Annotated in this window: 14 protein-coding genes; 12 read left to right on the top strand and 2 right to left on the bottom strand. The window is 60.8% G+C overall.

From position 1 onward, the window contains the following. Positions 1–8 precede the first annotated feature (8 nt). The 11 genes from NXC14_RS13580 (at position 9) to NXC14_RS13530 (ending at position 12,545) form a co-directional block, all read left to right on the top strand. Positions 9–728: a heme-copper oxidase subunit III family protein gene (locus tag NXC14_RS13580; protein WP_064810664.1), complete on the top strand. Its 720-nt coding sequence runs from the start codon at positions 9–11 to the stop codon at positions 726–728. A gap of 7 nt (positions 729–735) precedes the next feature. Next, the gene (locus NXC14_RS13575; protein ID WP_085778576.1) at positions 736–1,101 is read left to right on the top strand and encodes a cytochrome C oxidase subunit IV family protein; all 366 of its coding nucleotides are present in this window, start codon (positions 736–738) and stop codon (positions 1,099–1,101) included. Positions 1,102–1,212: 111 nt separating this feature from the next. Next, positions 1,213–1,794 (top strand): dienelactone hydrolase family protein, encoded by a 582-nt coding sequence (locus tag NXC14_RS13570; protein WP_085778575.1) that lies wholly within the window; start codon positions 1,213–1,215, stop codon positions 1,792–1,794. 143 nt (positions 1,795–1,937) lie between these two features. Beyond that, positions 1,938–2,945, top strand: coding sequence for an AraC family transcriptional regulator (locus NXC14_RS13565; RefSeq protein ID WP_085778574.1), 1,008 nt, complete (start codon positions 1,938–1,940; stop codon positions 2,943–2,945). A 109-nt stretch (positions 2,946–3,054) separates the two neighbouring features. Beyond that, positions 3,055–4,323: an efflux RND transporter periplasmic adaptor subunit gene (locus tag NXC14_RS13560; protein WP_245362156.1), complete on the top strand. Its 1,269-nt coding sequence runs from the start codon at positions 3,055–3,057 to the stop codon at positions 4,321–4,323. Between the two features lie 411 nt (positions 4,324–4,734). Beyond that, a complete protein-coding gene (locus tag NXC14_RS13555) occupies positions 4,735–5,685 on the top strand; it encodes an IS110 family transposase (RefSeq protein ID WP_085778572.1) in 951 nt (316 codons plus the stop codon). 94 nt (positions 5,686–5,779) lie between these two features. After that, positions 5,780–6,484 (top strand): ABC transporter ATP-binding protein, encoded by a 705-nt coding sequence (locus tag NXC14_RS13550; RefSeq protein WP_085778571.1) that lies wholly within the window; start codon positions 5,780–5,782, stop codon positions 6,482–6,484. Continuing rightward, entirely contained in the window at positions 6,481–7,620 is a 1,140-nt protein-coding gene (locus tag NXC14_RS13545; RefSeq protein WP_085778570.1) for an FtsX-like permease family protein, read from the top strand. The genes NXC14_RS13550 and NXC14_RS13545 overlap by 4 nt, the downstream gene beginning before the upstream one ends. Before the next feature lie 4 nt (positions 7,621–7,624). Then, on the top strand, positions 7,625–8,851 hold the full coding sequence (locus NXC14_RS13540; RefSeq protein WP_085778569.1) for an ABC transporter permease: 1,227 nt from the start codon (positions 7,625–7,627) through the stop codon (positions 8,849–8,851). A 382-nt stretch (positions 8,852–9,233) separates the two neighbouring features. Next, positions 9,234–10,724 carry a right-handed parallel beta-helix repeat-containing protein gene (locus tag NXC14_RS13535; protein ID WP_085778568.1) on the top strand — a complete coding sequence of 497 codons (1,491 nt, stop codon included), beginning with the start codon at positions 9,234–9,236 and terminating at the stop codon, positions 10,722–10,724. A 351-nt stretch (positions 10,725–11,075) separates the two neighbouring features. Continuing rightward, positions 11,076–12,545, top strand: a complete 1,470-nt coding sequence (locus NXC14_RS13530) for a right-handed parallel beta-helix repeat-containing protein (RefSeq protein ID WP_198175451.1) — start codon at positions 11,076–11,078, stop codon at positions 12,543–12,545. A gap of 105 nt (positions 12,546–12,650) precedes the next feature. Here the strand turns inward: NXC14_RS13530 and NXC14_RS13525 are convergent, their stop codons facing one another. Together NXC14_RS13525 and NXC14_RS13520 are read right to left on the bottom strand one after the other, a co-directional pair. Continuing rightward, positions 12,651–13,427 (bottom strand): protocatechuate 3,4-dioxygenase, encoded by a 777-nt coding sequence (locus NXC14_RS13525; protein ID WP_085778566.1) that lies wholly within the window; start codon positions 13,425–13,427, stop codon positions 12,651–12,653. 118 nt (positions 13,428–13,545) lie between these two features. Further along, positions 13,546–15,447, bottom strand: a complete 1,902-nt coding sequence (locus NXC14_RS13520; RefSeq protein ID WP_085778565.1) for a potassium transporter Kup — start codon at positions 15,445–15,447, stop codon at positions 13,546–13,548. Between the two features lie 216 nt (positions 15,448–15,663). Here NXC14_RS13520 and NXC14_RS13515 point away from each other — a divergent pair, with 216 nt between their 5' ends. Continuing rightward, positions 15,664–17,247, top strand: a complete 1,584-nt coding sequence (locus NXC14_RS13515) for a Na+/H+ antiporter (protein WP_085778564.1) — start codon at positions 15,664–15,666, stop codon at positions 17,245–17,247. The last annotated feature ends 25 nt before the right edge of the window (positions 17,248–17,272 follow it).

Here is a 17,272-nt window from a genome sequence, read left to right as displayed (position 1 = left end):
ATTTGCAGATGGCACATTCTGTCCAGACACACGGTGAGGCAGACCTCAGGCCCGCGGGCCTTCGCGGAGTCGCGGCCGATTTCAGCTCGGATCAGCGCGCCTTCAAGACTGCCTCCTGGGGCAAGGCGATGATGTGGATTTTTCTGCTCAGCGACACCTTCGTCTTCGGCTGTTTCCTGATCGCCTATATGACCGCCCGCATGTCGACGCCCGTCGCCTGGCCCAATCCGAGCGAGGTCTTCGCGCTCCACATCGGCGGCCAGGACGTGCCGCTGATCCTGATCGCGATCATGACCTTCGTGCTGATCTCCAGCAGCGGCACCATGGCGATGGCGGTCAATTTCGGCTATCGCCGCGACCGCCGCGTGACCGCGATACTGATGCTGCTGACGGCACTTCTTGGCGCAACCTTCGTCAGCATGCAGGCTTTCGAATGGACGAAACTGATCACCGAAGGCGTGCGCCCCTGGGAGAATCCATGGGGGGCAGCCCAGTTCGGATCGACCTTCTTCATGATCACCGGCTTCCACGGCACCCATGTGACGATCGGCGTCATCTTCCTCCTCATCATCGCCCGCAAGGTCTGGCGGGGCGATTTCGACGTGGAACGGCGCGGCTTCTTCACCAGCCGGAAAGGCCGCTACGAGGCCGTCGAGATCATGGGCCTCTACTGGCATTTCGTCGACCTCGTCTGGGTCTTCATCTTCGCGTTTTTTTATCTGTGGTGAGGTCGTCATGAGCGAGACAACGGCGCATGCCCAAACCCAAACGGCGCATGCACAAGCACACACGGGACAGCAACATCCGATCCGGCTCTATCTCTTCGTCTGGGGCCTACTCTTCGTGCTCAGCGCTTTTTCCTACCTGGTCGATTATTTCGGCATTCAGGGCTATCTCAGATGGACGCTGATCCTTCTGTTCATGATGCTGAAGGCCGGGCTGATCGTCGCGGTCTTCATGCATATGGCCTGGGAGCGGCTGGCGCTCGTCTACGCCATCCTGTTGCCGCCGGTGCTGGTGCTGGTCTTCGTGGCACTGATGGTATCGGAATCGCAATACACGATCTTTACGCGGCTCGCCTTTTTCGGCGCGGCCCCTTAAATATTGTCGTCGGGGGCTGAGTGCGACGTCCGAGATGACTGCCGCAGGCCCGGTCTGAACTCCTCTGAACTTTCTTATCGAACGGGCCAACACCTCGACGGGAGACGCCTTATGGCTGAGATATTGCTTTTCCACCACGCACAAGGGTTGACCCCTGGAGTGCATGCCTTCGCAGACGACATCAGGGCGGCGGGCCACATCGTCCACACGCCTGATCTATTCGATGGACGCACGTTCCTTAGCATCGAGGAGGGGCTCGCCTATATCGGCGAGATCGGATTCGACACCATCAGAGAACACGGCGTCCGGCTCGCCGACGAACTGCCTCCCGAACTGGTCTATGTCGGCTTCTCGTTTGGCGTGCTCCCAGCGCAGAAGCTGGCGCAAACACGGCCTGGAGCCCGCGGGGCTCTGCTTTTTTATTCCTGCCTGCCGATCAGCGGCGAGTGGGCGTTCGGACCCTGGCCGGAGAGCGTCCCGGTCCAGATCCACGGCATGGACAACGATCCGATCTTCGTCGGCGAGGGTGACATCGATGCCGCCCGCGAAATCGTGGCGAAGGTCGCGGACGCGGAGCTTTTCCTCTATCCCGGCGACCAGCACTACTTCGCCGACAGCTCGCTTCCGACATATGACGCGGATGCTACCGCGCTGCTCACTGCCCGTGTGCTTGCGTTTCTGGAGCGCGTCTGATCCGGCGCTGATGGCCCGCTCGAACCCCGCGACCGTAAATCTAAAATTCCCATATAAAATATGTCCTGAAACATGATGAAGGTCGCGCCGGGCGCCGGACTCGGCAATGATGGCGCCGTTTGTCATTCCGATCTTGGAGTCCAATGATCTTCATTCCGCTTCCCTTCGTCGTTGCTCTCCTGCTGCTCATCCTCTTCGTCGCTGTTCTCAGGCGCGATGAGGAGGTGGCGCCGAACCTGCCTTTTCTGGCGCTGATCCTGGTCTCGGCGCTGCAATCCGCGCTTTCCGGCCTGCGTTGGGGCTATGGTGTGCAGGGCGTGGGGCTGGTTGCGCCCGTGATTGCAGCAGTGGTGCCGCCGCTTGCCTATGGCGGGGTTTCCAGGCTGGTGAGGACGAGCCGGCGGTCGCTTGCTGGGCGGATCGGGCTGCATGCCGCGCCCGCTATCTTCATCCTGCTGCTGGTGACCTTCTGGCGGGATGCGATCGACGTGGCGCTGGTGCTCATCTTCTTCGGTTACGCCGTGGCAATCCTGCTTTTGATGCGCCCGGGGGCGGACGCGCTGCGGCTCGCGCCCTTCGAAGGCGCCGTGCCGGCCTATCGGGCGATCATCTTCGCGGCAGCCGCGCTTTGTCTCTCGGCCGCTGTCGATATTCTGGTCTTCCTCGATTTCATCTCAGCGCATAGCGTGCGGGCGCTGGCACTGATCAGCGTGGGAAATCTCGCCGCCCTCGTTATCCTCGGCATTGCTGCGGCAGCCGCTAGCCGCAGCCGGGTGCCGCCGGAAATAACAGAGGTAGCGCCGAGGTCTGATACAAGCGAGGACAAGGGGACGATCGCGGCGGTCGATGCGCTGATGGAGGCAAAGAAGCTTTATCGCGACGCCAATCTCAACCTCGACCGGCTGGCCCGCAAGGCCGGAATCCCCGCCCGTCAGATCTCGGCAGCGATCAATCGGGCGATGGACAAAAACGTCTCGCAGTATGTCAACGACTACAGAATCGGCGAGGCCTGCCGCCTGCTCTCCGCCACCGAAAAATCGGTGACCGAGGTGATGTTCGAGGTCGGCTTCCAGACCAAGTCGAATTTCAATCGGGAGTTCCGGCGCGTGACCGATATGACGCCGGTGGCTTGGCGGCAGAGGAATAGGTGAGCGGCAATCACCCGCCCTCGTCCTTCGAGGCTCCGGCCTCTGGCCTACGCACCGCAATAACACGGTTGCTGAGGTGCCCCGCAGGGGCCTCGAAGGAAGAGGACGGCCACTGCGCCAATCTTTCCTATCCAAGTACACAATCGCGATCGAGGACCGCCTGAAACATGTTCGAGGTCGCGGCTTTATCGCCGGTGGCCATACTGTCGGCATGAACACGACATCGGAACATGAACGACACCTTGCCGCCAGGCTCAGATCGCTTTCGATCGAGCCCGCGGCCTTGGAGACAAAGCCGCCGGAGCGCCGAGCCCGGCGGCTGAGAGCGGCAACGATGCTGGCCCTTGCGGGGGCGGTGTCGCTGGCGGCGGTTTACCGGCCAGATGCGCTCGAGCGGATCGAGGTGGCGCTTGCAAGGCTTGTGGGCGATGACGCAGCGTTACCGGCTGATGGAGCGGCGTTGCCAATCATGGATTTGCCTGAGGATGCGACGGTTGAAAAAGCCACGCCAAATCAGGACAGCGTCGCACTGACCAGGGGTACGACCGCGGCAAGCCGCGAGATCACAGGCTCCGGTTATGTCGTGGCGCCCGACATCGCCACCGTTTTTTCCAAATATGAGGGGCGGATCGTCGCCATCGAGGTCGCGGCCGGCGATCCGGTCGTAACCGGCCAGGTGCTCGTGCGGCTTGATGATGTTGGTGCACGCTTCGCGCTCCGTGGCGCTTACATAGCTGGGCGGGCGGCGGAGTTGGCGCTGGAGGCGAGGAATATCGAGCTTGCCCAGGCGCGGTCTTCGCTGGATCGTGCAGAGCGGTTGGCTGGGCGCGACGCCATGTCGGGCGAGGCGCTGGAGGCGGCGCGCACCGCGTTCGATACGGCCGGGAATGCCGCGGCACAGGCAAGGCAGGATCTCGAAAAGGCGAAGCTCGATATCGACAGGGCGTGCGAGCAGATGGAGGCGCTGACCGTGCGGGCGCCGATTTCCGGCACCGTGACGCGGCTTGATGCGCATGTCGGCGACATCGCGCTGTCGCGCGAGGATAGCGTGCGGGAGAACGAAAGCCTGCTTGCCATCACCGATACGGCAAGTCTGGTCATCGATGCCGATGTGGCCGAGGTCAATATGGCGCTAATGCACCCGGGTCTCAAAGGCGAGGCCGTGCTCGACGGCTTTCCCGATAAGCCCTTCGCGGTCGAAGTGGCGAAAGTTGCGCCGGTCATTTCCAAGGAGAAGGGCACCGTGACGTTGCGCCTGTCGGCCTCTTCGCCGCCACCGGGCATGCGGCCTGCAATGGCGGCGCGCATTCGGCTGGTGGTGGGCGAGGAGGCGGGTGTTCCTGTTTTTAGAGGCGATCCTGCGGATCGCGGGTCAAGATGAGAATGGTGGATGCCGCGGTTGTCCCCTCCGGGAGGCCTTCTGGCCGGAGAGAGAGGACGTGCCCGCGCAAAGTCTGCGCTTGCTCCCCCTTCTCCCCAGCGGGGAGAAGGGGGCCCGAAGGGTCGGATGAGGGGCGCACGGCACTCCGTTCATTGCCCTTCGCTTGCGCTCAGCGCACTCGCTCCTCTCGTCGCTCACCCCCTCATCTGCCTGCCGGCATCTTCTTGGATGAAAAAAATGTAGGATATTGATGCTTGCCGGGCGGGTGGCCGCCCGCCCGGCAGCTGGTTGTCGGATCGTCACCTTCTTAGCCGTTTTGGGCTGTGGGGAGCAGGATCGCAACCGGCTCTTCATCTGGCCCGTGTGGTTGCAGGAACCTTGGGGTTCGTATCCAAGACAGGGACGACGAAGATGACCGATAATAGCATGATCTGTGCCGGAATCGATGTCGGCAAAAGCCATCTCGACATTGCCCTCCATCCCGGTAAGGCAAGGCTGAGGGTCACGTACGACACCGCTGGCCTGAAGGCGCTTGACGCCTTTCTTCGAGAGCATGACGTCAGCCGCATCGGCTTCGAAGCCTCCGGCGGCTATGAATGGCGGCTGCTGGCGCATCTGCGGGCCGGCAAGCGGCCGGCGGCGCGTCTGCAGCCGGCGCAGTTGCGCTTCTTTGCCAAGAGCCGGCTCAAGCGGGCCAAGAACGATCGGCTCGATGCCGTGCTGATTGCGCTCTTCACGGCAAGTCTGGAGCAGTTGCCGGCGCTGCCGGACGCACGCTTCGACAAGTTGGCCGCCGAACTGACCTATCTGGAACAGATCGAGCAGCAGATCGCGCTGGTCAAGACCTTTGCCGAGACCGCCTTGTCGGAGGCGATCAAACGCCGCCACCTGCGCGAGGTCGCCCGCCTCGAAACCTGCCGCAAGGCCCATCTGCTGCGGCTCGAAAAGACGGTTCGCGACGATTGCGACTTGGCGCAACGGCTCGATCTGCTGATCTCCATCAAGGGGATCGGGCTGCGCAGCGCCCTGTGCTTGATCATTCGGCTGCCCGAACTCGGCCATGCCAGCCGCGCCGAGATCGCCGCCCTTGCCGGCGTCGCACCCTATGACGACGATAGCGGAAAGTATCATGGCAGACGCCGCATCCAGGGTGGTCGCGAACGCCTGCGAAAGAGCCTATTCATGTGCGCATTCACGGCAACCCGGCACAATCCGGATCTCGCCGCTTTCTACACGCGCTTGCGTCAGAACGGAAAGGAACACCTGTGCGCCGTCATAGCCGTCGCCCGAAAACTCATCGTCCTCGCCAACACAATCCTCTTTCGAAAGACCGAATGGACGCCCCAATACCGGAAAAATTGAACATGGTTGCTCCCCGCTGGGGAGAAGGGCGTTCACGGCAGCCTCTCCGTCCCTCAAATCTCGGATTAGTCAAGCAACACCAAGGAGCAGAACCATGACAGACACCACAGAATCCTATATCGCCCTTGTCGGCGTCAGCAAGTCCTTCAGAATCGGAGCGGAGACGATTCCGATCTTTTCCGGGCTCGATCTCTCCATTCCGCGTGGCGATTTCGTTGCGATCATGGGACCCTCTGGTTCCGGGAAATCGACATTGCTCAACATGCTCGGTGGTATCGACAGCCCGGATGCCGGCGAAATCAGGGTCGGCCGCAGTCGTATCGAGCAGATGGGCGAAGGAGCAAGGGCGGTCTGGCGGGCACATGCCATGGGCATCGTCTTCCAGTTTTACAATCTACTGCCGATGCTGAATGCGGCGGAAAACATCGAGCTGCCGCTGCTGTTGAAGCCGCTCGGCCGCAAGGAGCGGCGGGCTCGCGTCGATACGGTGATGGATCTCGTTGGGCTTGCGGGCCGGCAGCGGCAGTTTCCCTCGAGCATGTCGGGCGGGCAGCAGCAGCGCGTCGGCATTGCCCGTGCCATCGTCACCGATTCCGGTCTTATTCTCTGCGACGAGCCGACCGGCGATCTCGATCGCAAATCGGCCGATGATATCCTGGAGATGCTGAGTTTTCTCAATCTCGAGTTTCAGAAGACCATCATCATGGTCACGCATGATCCCGAGGCCGCTTCCTTTGCCCGGCGCACGCTACGTCTCAACAAGGGCGAATTCATCAGCGAGGAAAGGACGGGCCGATGACCTTCCTCCAGCTTATGCGGCGCAATGTCTGGCGCAAGCGGCTGCGCGCCATTTTGCTGATGTTTTCAGTCGGCGTCGCCTTCCTGATCTACGGGCTTACGGCGAGCTTCGTTAGCGGCAGCCAAGGAGCGGCCGGCGCCAGCAACAATCTGCTCGGCGTCTTCAACAGATCGAGTCGCGGGCTGCCGTTGCCGCTTGCTTACCTCAACCGGATCGCGGCCGACCGGGATGTCGCCGCAGTCGCCTATACCGCACGCATGCGGGGCTTCGTCGAGGTCGAAAAGAATGTGGTTGCCGTCAGCGCCGTCGATCCACAGGCGATCGCCGCCGCCAACGGCGACGAGCTCAAACTGACGCCGGAGTTGATCGCGGCATTGGAAGAGGCCGGTGATCGGGTGCTGGTCGGCAGGGCACTGGCGGAAGCCGAGGGCTGGTCGATCGGCCAGCGCATCGGCTTTACCGGGCAGCTTGCCAGGACTGACGGCAGCCGCAATTGGAGCTTCACGATCGCGGGTATTTTTGAGGGCGCGGATGCCGGCACCGATACCTATTTCATGCTCGCCCGCTACGACGCCCTCAATGCCACTCGTGCGCGCGACAAGGATACTGTCGATGCCTTTGTGGTACGTCCGCGCCCGGGCGTGTCACCAAGTGTGCTGGCAGCGCGGATCGATGCTCTATTCGCAAATTCGGCGGCGCAGACGAGGACGCAGTCGGAAAAGCAGTTCCTTGAAGCGTTTCTCCGGCAATTCGCTGATATCGGCCTGATCGTGAGCCTCGTCGTGGGGGCGGCCTTCGTCACCATCCTGATGATCGCGGTCAACACTATGCTCTTCGCAGTGAGGGAGCGGCGTTTCGAGATCGGCGTCTTGAAGGTGCTCGGCTTTTCCAGTCCGCGGATTCTCGCGCTCATTCTTGGCGAGACATTGTTTATCTTTCTTGTCGGCGGCGCGGGCGGACTTGTCCTCGCCAAGCTTGCGACGCTTTCCATCGGACCGGAGTTCGGCCTCGTCTTCGGCACGAGCGTGCTTGCGAAATCTCTCGCCATCATGGCAGGGCTCGGCCTGCTGACCGGGCTGTTGCCTGCGGTGATCGCCGTGCGCCTGCCCATCGTCAACGCCTTCAGAACGAGATAATCCAATGTTATCAACGCTCAAGCAGACCTTTCTTATGATCAGAGTCAACCTTGGCAGCTTGCCGCGCCGGCTGTGGATCTCGTTGTCGATGGTGCTGTCGGTCGCTCTCGTCGTGGCGGTGCTCTCAGGTTTCCTGGCGATGGCGCACGGTTTCGAGGCCGCGCTCGCTGGCGCCGGGTCGGCTGATATCGCCGTCATTCTCGGCGGCGGCACCAACCAGGAGACCGGTTCGGAGGTGCCGGCCGAGGCAATCCGCAGCCTTGCGGCCATGAGCGGCGAGACCGGGATCGCGCGCGACCGCGCGAGCAATCCGGCATTGTCGCGCGAGACCGTCGTTCCCATCGATGTCAGGCAAGGCGAAGGCGTCGAGCAGACGATGTCGCTCAGAGGCATGGATCCGGCGGGCCCCGGCTTGCGTGAACGCGCGCGGCTTTCGCGGGGGCGGCTGTTTTCGCAAGGCGCGCGTGAGATCGTCGTCGGTGCCCGCATCGCCGATACTTTTCCTGGTTTCGCAGTTGGCGACACGATCCGCCTTGGCGCGCTCGACTGGAGGATCGTCGGGCATTTCACTTCAGACGGCAGCGCCTTTGAATCCGAGATCTGGGCGGATCTGGAGGCGGTGCAATCGGCTTTCGATCGGCAGGGGCAGGTGCAGAGCCTGCGTGTCCGCCTCGATGGCGGAGGCGATCCCGCAAGAGCACTGGCGACGTTGCGTGATCGTCTGTTGGCCTTGCCCGGTACACCGCTCGTCGTCGTTTCCGAGGCTGATTTCTACGCCGGCCAAGCCGAGCGCACCGAAAGCCTGATCCGCCTATTCGGCTGGCCGATCGCGCTCCTGATGGCGATCGGCGCGGCGGCGGGTGCCTTGAATACGATGATGAGTTCGGTTTCCGACCGCAGCGTCGAAATCGCGACACTGCGCCTCCTCGGTTTTGCCCGCCTGCCGGCCTTCGTCGCTACCTGGGTGGAGGCGGTACTCCTGTCGGCGGCCGGCGCCGGACTCGGTGTCTTCGCCTCCAAGCTCGCTTTCGATGGTTTGCAGGCAAGCACGATGGGCGGCAACACGACCAGGATGGCCTTTCAGCTCGACGTCACTCCCGACGTGGTGTTCACCGCCGGCCTTCTTGGCCTTGCCATCGGCATCCTGGGCGGCGCCCTGCCGGCGATTGCCGCCGCTCGCCTGCCGCTGACTTCGGCGCTGCAGGCGAGGGGAGAAATAGCGCAGAGATGATCGCCCGCCCCGTCATTCGAGAGGCCCTCTGGCCTGCTCACGATCGGGGCTGATTGGCCAAGCTGGCGCTGGGGCTTCATGCGAATCGCGAGCAGAATCACTGCGGTACAGCCTGGAAGGAAGATGTCTCGCTGCCCGACGTTCCTCGATTTATTCGCCTCTGAGTCGCCATTTTCCCTGTTTGGGTTGCGGCTTTTCAGCGCCTTGTCGGACCGGGCGCCGTTGCCTGTGGAACAAAACCCGTAAACCGGTCGCTGCCGCATTGACAACATCTTCTCGCCTTCTTGCCGTGGACGGTTGCCCCGGCCGCAGGACGATCGGCCGATCCCGGTCGGTCTCAGTGGCGACATAGCGATCCGACGAACAGGGCAACATTGGTGATATGACAATCTACTATGTGAACTCAGCGACTGGCTCCGACCGCAACGGTGGGACGAACCAGAACTCGGCTTTTGCGACTTTGTCCAAAGTGGAATCCTTGGCTCTGAAACCAGGCGACAGCGTGCTGCTCGCCAAGGGGAGCGTGTTCAACGAACAATTCGATATCAAATATTCCGGCAGCGAGAGCGCGCCGATCAAGATCGGCAGTTACGGGACGGGGGCGGCCCCCATCATCCACAGCGGCGGCGACGGCATCCACAGTCTTTATGCCTCCAACATCGTGATCGAGAACCTCAAGATATCGAACACCGGCGGTGCGGGCATTTATGGCGGCAATGTCACGAATTGGACGGTGCGGGACGTCGAGATTGCCAAAACCGGATTATCGAAAAGTGCAGGTGCGATCACCTTCCGGACCAGCAAGAATGTCACGGTCGAAGGCAGCAAGATATCGGACGTCAGGGGCGACGGCTTCTGGATTCAGAAAGTCGAAGGTGTCAAACTTCTGAACAACGCCGTTACCAGCGCGAATGGCTCGACGGCAGATGCCGTGCAGATCAACGACAGCAGCAGTATTCTGGTCAAGGGTAATCATCTCGACCAGACCCATGCCAGCAGCCCCAAGGGCGTTATCGCGTTAATCGGGGCTGCAAATGCCGTGGTCGAGGACAATGTGCTCACCGGCGGCGGCTTCGGTATCAGCGCGCAAGTGGGCAAGAACGTCGCGATCCACGACAACGACATCTCGGGATATCATGGTTACGACTGGTCCTTTGCCATCGGTCTCGGCGACCAGGGCGACGCGCGAGACTACGATATCGCCGGCAATCATATCCATGATGGCGCATGGGGCGTGGTCATCACCGCCCCCATCGGCAGCCCCAGCTATGTCCGCACGAATATCAAGGTCCACGACAATGTCTTCAATGACCTGTCTCAGGCGGCGCTGAAGCTCGACAGGCCGGCATCGGGCTCTTTTTACAACAATACCGTCGAGAGTGGCGTCACGGCCACCAGCATTGCGCGTTCCGTTGCCGACGCGCACACCTTTTCCGTCAGCAACAACCAGACCATCGCCAATGTCGAGACTGTGCTGGCGATCTCGGCTACCAAGGCTGCCGCTACGACGGAAGCGGCCATGGATGCCGCGGTCGTCGCTGCCCATGACAATTTGAAGATCATCACTGACACCGGTGCGGCCCATCACGGCAATCTTCTCGAAAACGACAGCTCAGACAACGGAACCCTGGCGCTCCGTCGCTTCGGCCACGAAACCGTCGGCAAGCACGGACTGACTCTGACGGGCGATTATGGCGTCATCCATGTGGAGCGCGATGGCAACTATTCCTACACGCTCGATGAAACGAAGCTCCCCGACCATGATGGACATGTGAGCGAATCCTTCAGTTACGAAATCAATGATGGCAACTCGCATCATAGTGACGCGGATGCGCTGACCGTTTACATCCATATGGATGGCTTGCTGAGCTGAGTGGCCCGAGTGCGAGGAGCGGGTTGATCCCGCCCTCGTGTTCCGAGGCTCCGGCCTTTGGCCGGACGCCTTGGCCTCGTCCTGACCGTCAAGCGGCAGCACGGCGCTTACCGTTCATTCACCTTTTAGTCGTTATTTCCTAGATTATCTTCTCGTAAGTTGTATTATCCAGGGGAGCAGCCTCCGCCAGGCGCTTCTCGGGAATAAGGCAGGCCCATGGTCTGCTGGCTGCCGTAACGTAACGGCAATGGAACGCCATGTTGTTGAGCATGGCTTCAGCTCCCGATCGCATCAGATCCACTCGTTGCAGCCGAACCAGACGGCTGCGCGACAATGCGAGAACACGGCGATATGACAATCTATTATGTGAATTCAGCGACGGGCTCCAACACCAATGCCGGCACCAGCGCAGAAGCGGCTTTTGCGTCATTCTCGGCAGTGGAAAACTTGAAGCTGCAGCCGGGCGACAGCGTGCTGCTCGCGGCGGGTACTGTTTATAACGACCAGCTTGACCTGAAATATTCCGGCACCGCCGCTGCCCCAATCACCATCGGCAGCTACGGCGTCGGCGATGCGCCCGTCATCACGAGCCCTAATGACGGCATTCACAGCCTATACGCATCGAATATCGTCATTGAGAATATCAAGATATCAGATACTGGTGGCGCGGCCATCTATGGTGGCTATGTCTCAAATTGGACCATCCGAAATGTCGAGGTTGATCACACCGGATTATCCAAATCCGGTTCTATCACCTTCCGTACCGGCTCGAACATCACGATCGAAAACAGCACGATTAACGACGTCAATGGCGACGGCATCTGGGTCGAGAAGTTCAACGGTGTCACGCTCCTCAACAACACCGTCACCAATGCCCACGGAACCACTGCCGACGCCGTCCAGATCAACGACAGCAGCAACATCGTCATCAGCGGTAATTATCTTGATCAAACGGGTGCAGTCACGCCAAAGGGCGTCCTGACGCTCGTCCGGCCTGTGGATGCTGTGATCGAGGGGAACACCATCCTCGGCGGCGGCTTCGGGATCAGCGCACAAGCCGGCACAAATGTCGCCATCCATGACAACGACATCTCAGGCTATGGCGGCTACAGCTGGTCCTATGCGATCGGCCTCGGCGACCAGGGGGATACGCGTAATTACGATATCGCTGGAAATTACATCCATGACGGCGCCTGGGGCGTGGCAGTCAGCGCCGCGGGCACGACCACTTATGTCCGCGAGGGTATCGAGATCTACGGCAATCTCTTCGACGACCTGACCCAGGCGGCATTGAAGGTCGACCGGCCGGCATCCGGATCCTTCCATGACAATTTTATCGAGAGCGATGTCACGCCATACAGCATTTCCCCCTCGATCATCGCTGCAGGCACCTTTCCCGTCAGCGATAACACGATCGTCGAAGAAGGTCCTACTACGCTTGCGAGCGCCGACAGCCTCGCCGCCGCGGATGCGAGCGTCAGCCTCGTATCGGACACCGGGCTCACATCCCACAACGACCTGAAACTTGCTGCCGACAAGATTGCAGCGGATAAAGTCGGCGCTCATCATGACAATCCAATCTGGGAAAACGGCATATCGGATGAAACCCTGCTGCTTCGTCACTTCGGCAAGGCTGCTGTCGAAAAGCACGGGTCGACATTTGGCAACGGCGATCACGGCGTCACCATGGAAGCCGCCGATCTTGCTGGCCCGGAAAACGGCAGCGAAATTTCACACCATGAGATCACGCCTCAGCCGTTGCATCATTCAGAAGCGGATCCGCTGATCGTCTCTATCCTTCAACACGGCATGCTGCACTGAGGATAGCAGGGAGCATCGCCGCTACGGGGAGAAGCCGTGGCGGCATCAGAGGTCGCCAAGCAGCGTTCGGTGAAAAACGCTCTCTTGTCGCTCGCCGCCATCGGCTCAGGAAGAGAGGCCGATCGTAATCGTGGCGGAAAGCACGCCGCTATCGAGCTTCTCAAAATCGAAGATGTGATCGGTAGCGTCCTGCGGAATGAGGCCGTCATTGTCGTTGCGCGTATCGCGGCGGGGGCGTTCACGATAGTCGGGATGCTCACCATAGATGATGTCACTCAGGGCGTCGTCGAAATAGAGCTGGCTGACGAGAAGCTCCTTGCCGTCTGCGAGGATGCGGCAATGAACATGCGGCGTGCGGCCACTATACCATCCCGGATAGGCGGTCAAAAAACTTGCCTGCCCGGCCTCGTCGGTCAGTTGGCGACCGCGAAATGCGAGCCCGCTGATTGCCTCGGCGTCACTAAGCGTACACATCTTCGCAGCCTCTCGGCCGGAATAGATGCCACGGTGATCGGTATGCCAGATTTCGATGTCGGCGTTTTCGACCGGCCGGCAGTCGGCGGCATGGACGATACGAAGGGCCAGCCGCAACGGCAGTCCGGCTTCTCCTTCAGAGATGTCTTGGCGGGCCGGGACGTCGTTGACATGGCAGGGGCCACGGGTCTGGGCCAGGGTCACGACGCAATTCGGGCGAGTGCGGAAGAGCGGCGCGGGCAGCTTTTCCAAGGCGACAGACTTGGTGCCGCCGCTCAGAAAATCAGTGCCCTTCCAGTCGAATTTCCTGGCTGCCGCCGCGGCATGCCGCCGCGGCCAGATTGCCGTCGCAACAACCGAGGATGCGGCAATCGCGGCGCCGCCAAGTACAAGAGTGCGCCTCTTCATATGTCCTCCTTTGTCTCAGGACCTGGCGTGTAAGGGGGCAGGCCAGCACCTTCAGTTAAATCCCGGCAATGATCACGGTGACGAGGCTGTCGGCGAAGCAGGGCGATGCCATCAGACCTTAGATGGCAACCTGTTCGCCAAGCTCGACAACGCGGTTTGACGGCAGGTTGAAATAGTCGGAGGGATCGATGGCAAAGCCTTCCAGCGCCATGAATATGCGTTCCTGCCAGCCGGGCAGGCCGGTGTTCGGCGTCCTGACGAGGTTGCGGCGGCCGAGATAGAAGGACGTTTTCATGATCTCGAACTTGAAACCTCCTTCTCTACAGAGCGCCAGCGCCCTGGTGACATCAGGATCGTCCATGAAGCCGAAAGTGATATCGAGACGCACGAAACGCGGCGAGAGTTGGCTTATCTTGATGCGCCTGTTGTCGGGAACATAGGGTTCGTCCTCGGTCCAGACAGTGAGGATGACGTTCTGTTCGTGCAGCACATGATTGTGCTTGAGATTGTGGAGCAGAACGTTCGGCGTCCGGTCTGGCACGCTGGTAAGAAAAACCGCCGTTCCCGGAACGGTAACCGGTGAATGATCCGACTTCCGCTCGATCGACCGGATGAAGGAATCGAGCGGAATTTCGTTGTTGGCCCGCAGTCTCTTGAGGTAGGCTTGCCCCCGGGTCCAAGTCCACATCAAAATCATGATTGCCAGCGCCAGGGCGACCGGAACCCAGCCGCCATCGTGGATCTTCAGCAGATTGGCTGCCAGGAACAAGACTTCGATAATGAAGAGCGGCAGCAGCAGCATGGCGGCGAGCGTGAGCGAGTAGCCCCAGACAGCCCGCAGGAATTGGAAGGACAGCATGGTCGAGATGACCATGGTCCCAGTTACCGAGATACCGTAGGCAGTCGCCAGCGACTCGGAGTCGCCAAAGGAAAAGATCAGCATCAGCACGCCGACCAGCAGGAGGAGATTGACGCTCGGTACGTAGATTTGGCCCGTGTTGGTCTCGGACGTGAATTTGATCCGCAGCCTCGGCAGGAAGCCGAGATGAACCGCCGAGCGGGCGAGAGAAAAAGCGCCGGTGATGACGGCCTGGCTGGCGATGATCGTCGCCATCGTCGCCAGTATGACAACTGGCAACAGGATCCAATCCGGATACATCAGAAAGAATGGGTTGGTGGCCGTTTCGGGATGGGCGAGAACGAGCGCGCCCTGGCCGATATAGTTCAGAAGCAATGCAGGAAAGACGAGTACGAACCACGCCGTCTGGATGGGGCGGCGGCCGAAATGCCCGAGATCGGCATAGAGCGCTTCGGCACCCGTCACCGTCAGAAAAACGGCGCCGAGCACGATGAGGCCGACCGTGCCGGCATGGGCGAGGAACGAAAGCGCATTGATCGGATTGAGGGCGGCCAGAATCCTCCAGTCGTCGCCGATATGGATCAAGCCGCCGGCAGCCATGGCCAGAAACCATAAGACCGTTATCGGCCCGAAAAACATGGAGACAGCTGCAGTCCCCCTCGACTGCGCGGCAAAGAGAACGATCATGATCGCAGCCGAGGCGAGCGGGACATAATCGGCAAAGGTCGGCGTGACCAGCTTCAGACCTTCGAGCGCTGACATGACCGAGAGGGCAGGCGTGATCATTGCATCGCCGATGAAGAGGGCTGCCCCGATCAGCCCGGCGAAGAACAGGACCGGCACGTTTCGTCCCATCTTCTTCATCAGGAGGGCAAGCAGCGAGAGGGTACCACCTTCGCCGTCATTGTCCGCCCTGAGAAGGAACAGCACATATTTGAAAGTCACGATAACGGTTAGCGTCCAGACCATCAGAGAGATCAGGCCGATCACTTCCGGCTCGTGTATGCCATCGGCAGCAAAAGGCCTGAGCGCCTCGCGAAAGGCGTAGAGCGGGCTGGTGCCGATATCGCCATATACGACGCCGACTGCACCGACGACCAATCCGACAAAGCCGCTCCGACTGCCGAGGTCACTGCTCTTGTCCGCATGTGTTGAAGTCATGTTTCCCCGCTCACGCCTCTTGCTTACAGACAGAAACATATGCCGCATTGGAGAAGGGCAAGTAAATTCGTGTCGGTGCAATCTTTTCGTGGCGAAGCGAAGCATGACTGTCGGCCCCGACATGTCTGCCGCGAGGAGTTCGGAATGAAGCGATTTCGGCCCGGAAAATAATATAGTAGGCATTCGAAATCACTTTTTAGGCAGGGGGCGAGTGAGATGGAACCCACTCAATTGTTCGAGCTGGTCATTGCGATGTTTCTCGCGATCATCGCGCTGCATTACGCTGCTCACAGGCTGGGTTTGCCACCGTCCGTTGCGCTGCTGGCCGGCGGCGCTCTGCTAGCCTTCGTGCCGGGGCTACCGGCGATCACCGTAGATCCCGGGCTGGTGCTTGTCATCTTCCTGCCACCGCTCTTGATGGACGGCGCCTGGGCCATTGCTCTCGTGCGGCTGCGGCGCCATATGATCGGCATTGCCTCGCTCGCCGTCGGAGCAGTATTCTTCACCTGTGCCGTCGTGGCCGTCGTGACCCATCTTCTCTTTCCGTCACTTCCCTGGGCCGCCTGTGCAGCACTTGGCGCGATCGTTGCACCGCCGGATGCGGTGTCGGCCCGCGCCGTGCTGGAGCGCGTCAGGCTGCCGCGGCGGCTGCAGATTCTGCTGGAAGGCGAGAGCTTGCTGAACGATGCGAGCGGTCTGGTTCTATTTCGCTTTGCCGTCGCCGCCGCCGCAACGGGAAGTTTCAGCGCGATGGAGGCGGCTTCCAGCTTCCTTGTGCTGGCGCTCGGCGGCATGGTCGTCGGCGTCGTTGTCGGAACGGTGTGGGTGAAATTCGTCCGGCGCCTGGGCGACGAATATCTCATCATCGCCGCCACTGTGCTGCTCGCCTGGATTTCCTATCTGCTCGGCGAATTGCTGCACGTTTCCGGCGTCATTGCCACGGTTACCACGGGTCTGATCGCTTCCTGGCACCAGCACACCGTATTCTCGGCCGCAACGCGCATGCGAGGCACGTCGTTCTGGACTGTGATGATCTTCCTGATGGAAGCTTCAGTTTTTACATTGATCGGGCTGTCGTTGCGCGACGTCGTTGAGCGCGGCGGTGGTTTTACCACAGTTATCGCGACCATGGGACTACCGATGCTGGCGATCCTCGTGACGCTCGTGATCGCCCGCTTTGCATGGGTCTTCGCCTCAGATCTCGTCATCCGCCTTTGTGCTCCGCTGGGGTTCAAACGCGCTGAGCCGCTGGGCGCCGGCGGCGCCACCGTCCTCAGTTGGGCCGGCGTGCGGGGCGTGGTGACGCTTGCCCTGGCGCTCAGCCTGCCAGAAGAATTCCCCGGCCGCGACTTCATCCTCGCAACATCATTTGCCGTCATTGTCGGAACCGTGCTCGTCCAGGGAACGAGTTTGGGGCGGATAATTGCCTGGGCACGGCTGGTGGAGCCGGAGACGGAAAGGGCGCGTCTCACAATGAGTCAGGCCGAAGCCGCCATGGCGCAGGCGCAGCTTGGAACCGTCCAAAACCTGGCATACGACCCTGAGGGAAATCTCATCCACCCGCAATTGCTGGAGCGATACCAACGCCGAGCCACCGCTATCGTCGATTACGCCGCGAGAACGGAACATTATATCCCGATGCTTCACGCCCATTTTGATGTCGTTCTCGAGGCGGTTGCGACCGGCCGTCGGGAACTCATTCGGCTCCACCGCGCCGGTGATATCGACGACGAGACGCTGGAGGAGCTGGAACGGGATCTCGATCTGGAGGAATTGAGCGCGATTTCAGCTAAAGCCTGAGTTTGCAATCGAGTCAGATCGAAGA

It is taken from the genome of Rhizobium sp. NXC14, from assembly GCF_002117485.1.
Classification (GTDB): domain Bacteria; phylum Pseudomonadota; class Alphaproteobacteria; order Rhizobiales; family Rhizobiaceae; genus Rhizobium.
This window is presented reverse-complemented; position numbering and strand designations above follow the sequence as displayed.

Bases quoted from the DNA above. Each gene is read 5' to 3' on its own strand.
- NXC14_RS13570 (WP_085778575.1), top strand. From the start codon at position 1,213: ATGGCTGAGATATTGCTTTTCCACCACGCACAAGGGTTGACCCCTGGA.
- NXC14_RS13540 (WP_085778569.1), top strand. From the start codon at position 7,625: ATGTTATCAACGCTCAAGCAGACCTTTCTTATGATCAGAGTCAACCTT.
- NXC14_RS13525 (WP_085778566.1), bottom strand. From the start codon at position 13,427: ATGAAGAGGCGCACTCTTGTACTTGGCGGCGCCGCGATTGCCGCATCC.
- NXC14_RS13515 (WP_085778564.1), top strand. From the start codon at position 15,664: ATGGAACCCACTCAATTGTTCGAGCTGGTCATTGCGATGTTTCTCGCG.
- NXC14_RS13580 (WP_064810664.1), top strand. From the start codon at position 9: ATGGCACATTCTGTCCAGACACACGGTGAGGCAGACCTCAGGCCCGCG.
- NXC14_RS13520 (WP_085778565.1), bottom strand. From the start codon at position 15,447: ATGACTTCAACACATGCGGACAAGAGCAGTGACCTCGGCAGTCGGAGC.
- NXC14_RS13575 (WP_085778576.1), top strand. From the start codon at position 736: ATGAGCGAGACAACGGCGCATGCCCAAACCCAAACGGCGCATGCACAA.
- NXC14_RS13555 (WP_085778572.1), top strand. From the start codon at position 4,735: ATGACCGATAATAGCATGATCTGTGCCGGAATCGATGTCGGCAAAAGC.
- NXC14_RS13535 (WP_085778568.1), top strand. From the start codon at position 9,234: ATGACAATCTACTATGTGAACTCAGCGACTGGCTCCGACCGCAACGGT.
- NXC14_RS13550 (WP_085778571.1), top strand. From the start codon at position 5,780: ATGACAGACACCACAGAATCCTATATCGCCCTTGTCGGCGTCAGCAAG.
- NXC14_RS13565 (WP_085778574.1), top strand. From the start codon at position 1,938: ATGATCTTCATTCCGCTTCCCTTCGTCGTTGCTCTCCTGCTGCTCATC.
- NXC14_RS13545 (WP_085778570.1), top strand. From the start codon at position 6,481: ATGACCTTCCTCCAGCTTATGCGGCGCAATGTCTGGCGCAAGCGGCTG.
- NXC14_RS13530 (WP_198175451.1), top strand. From the start codon at position 11,076: ATGACAATCTATTATGTGAATTCAGCGACGGGCTCCAACACCAATGCC.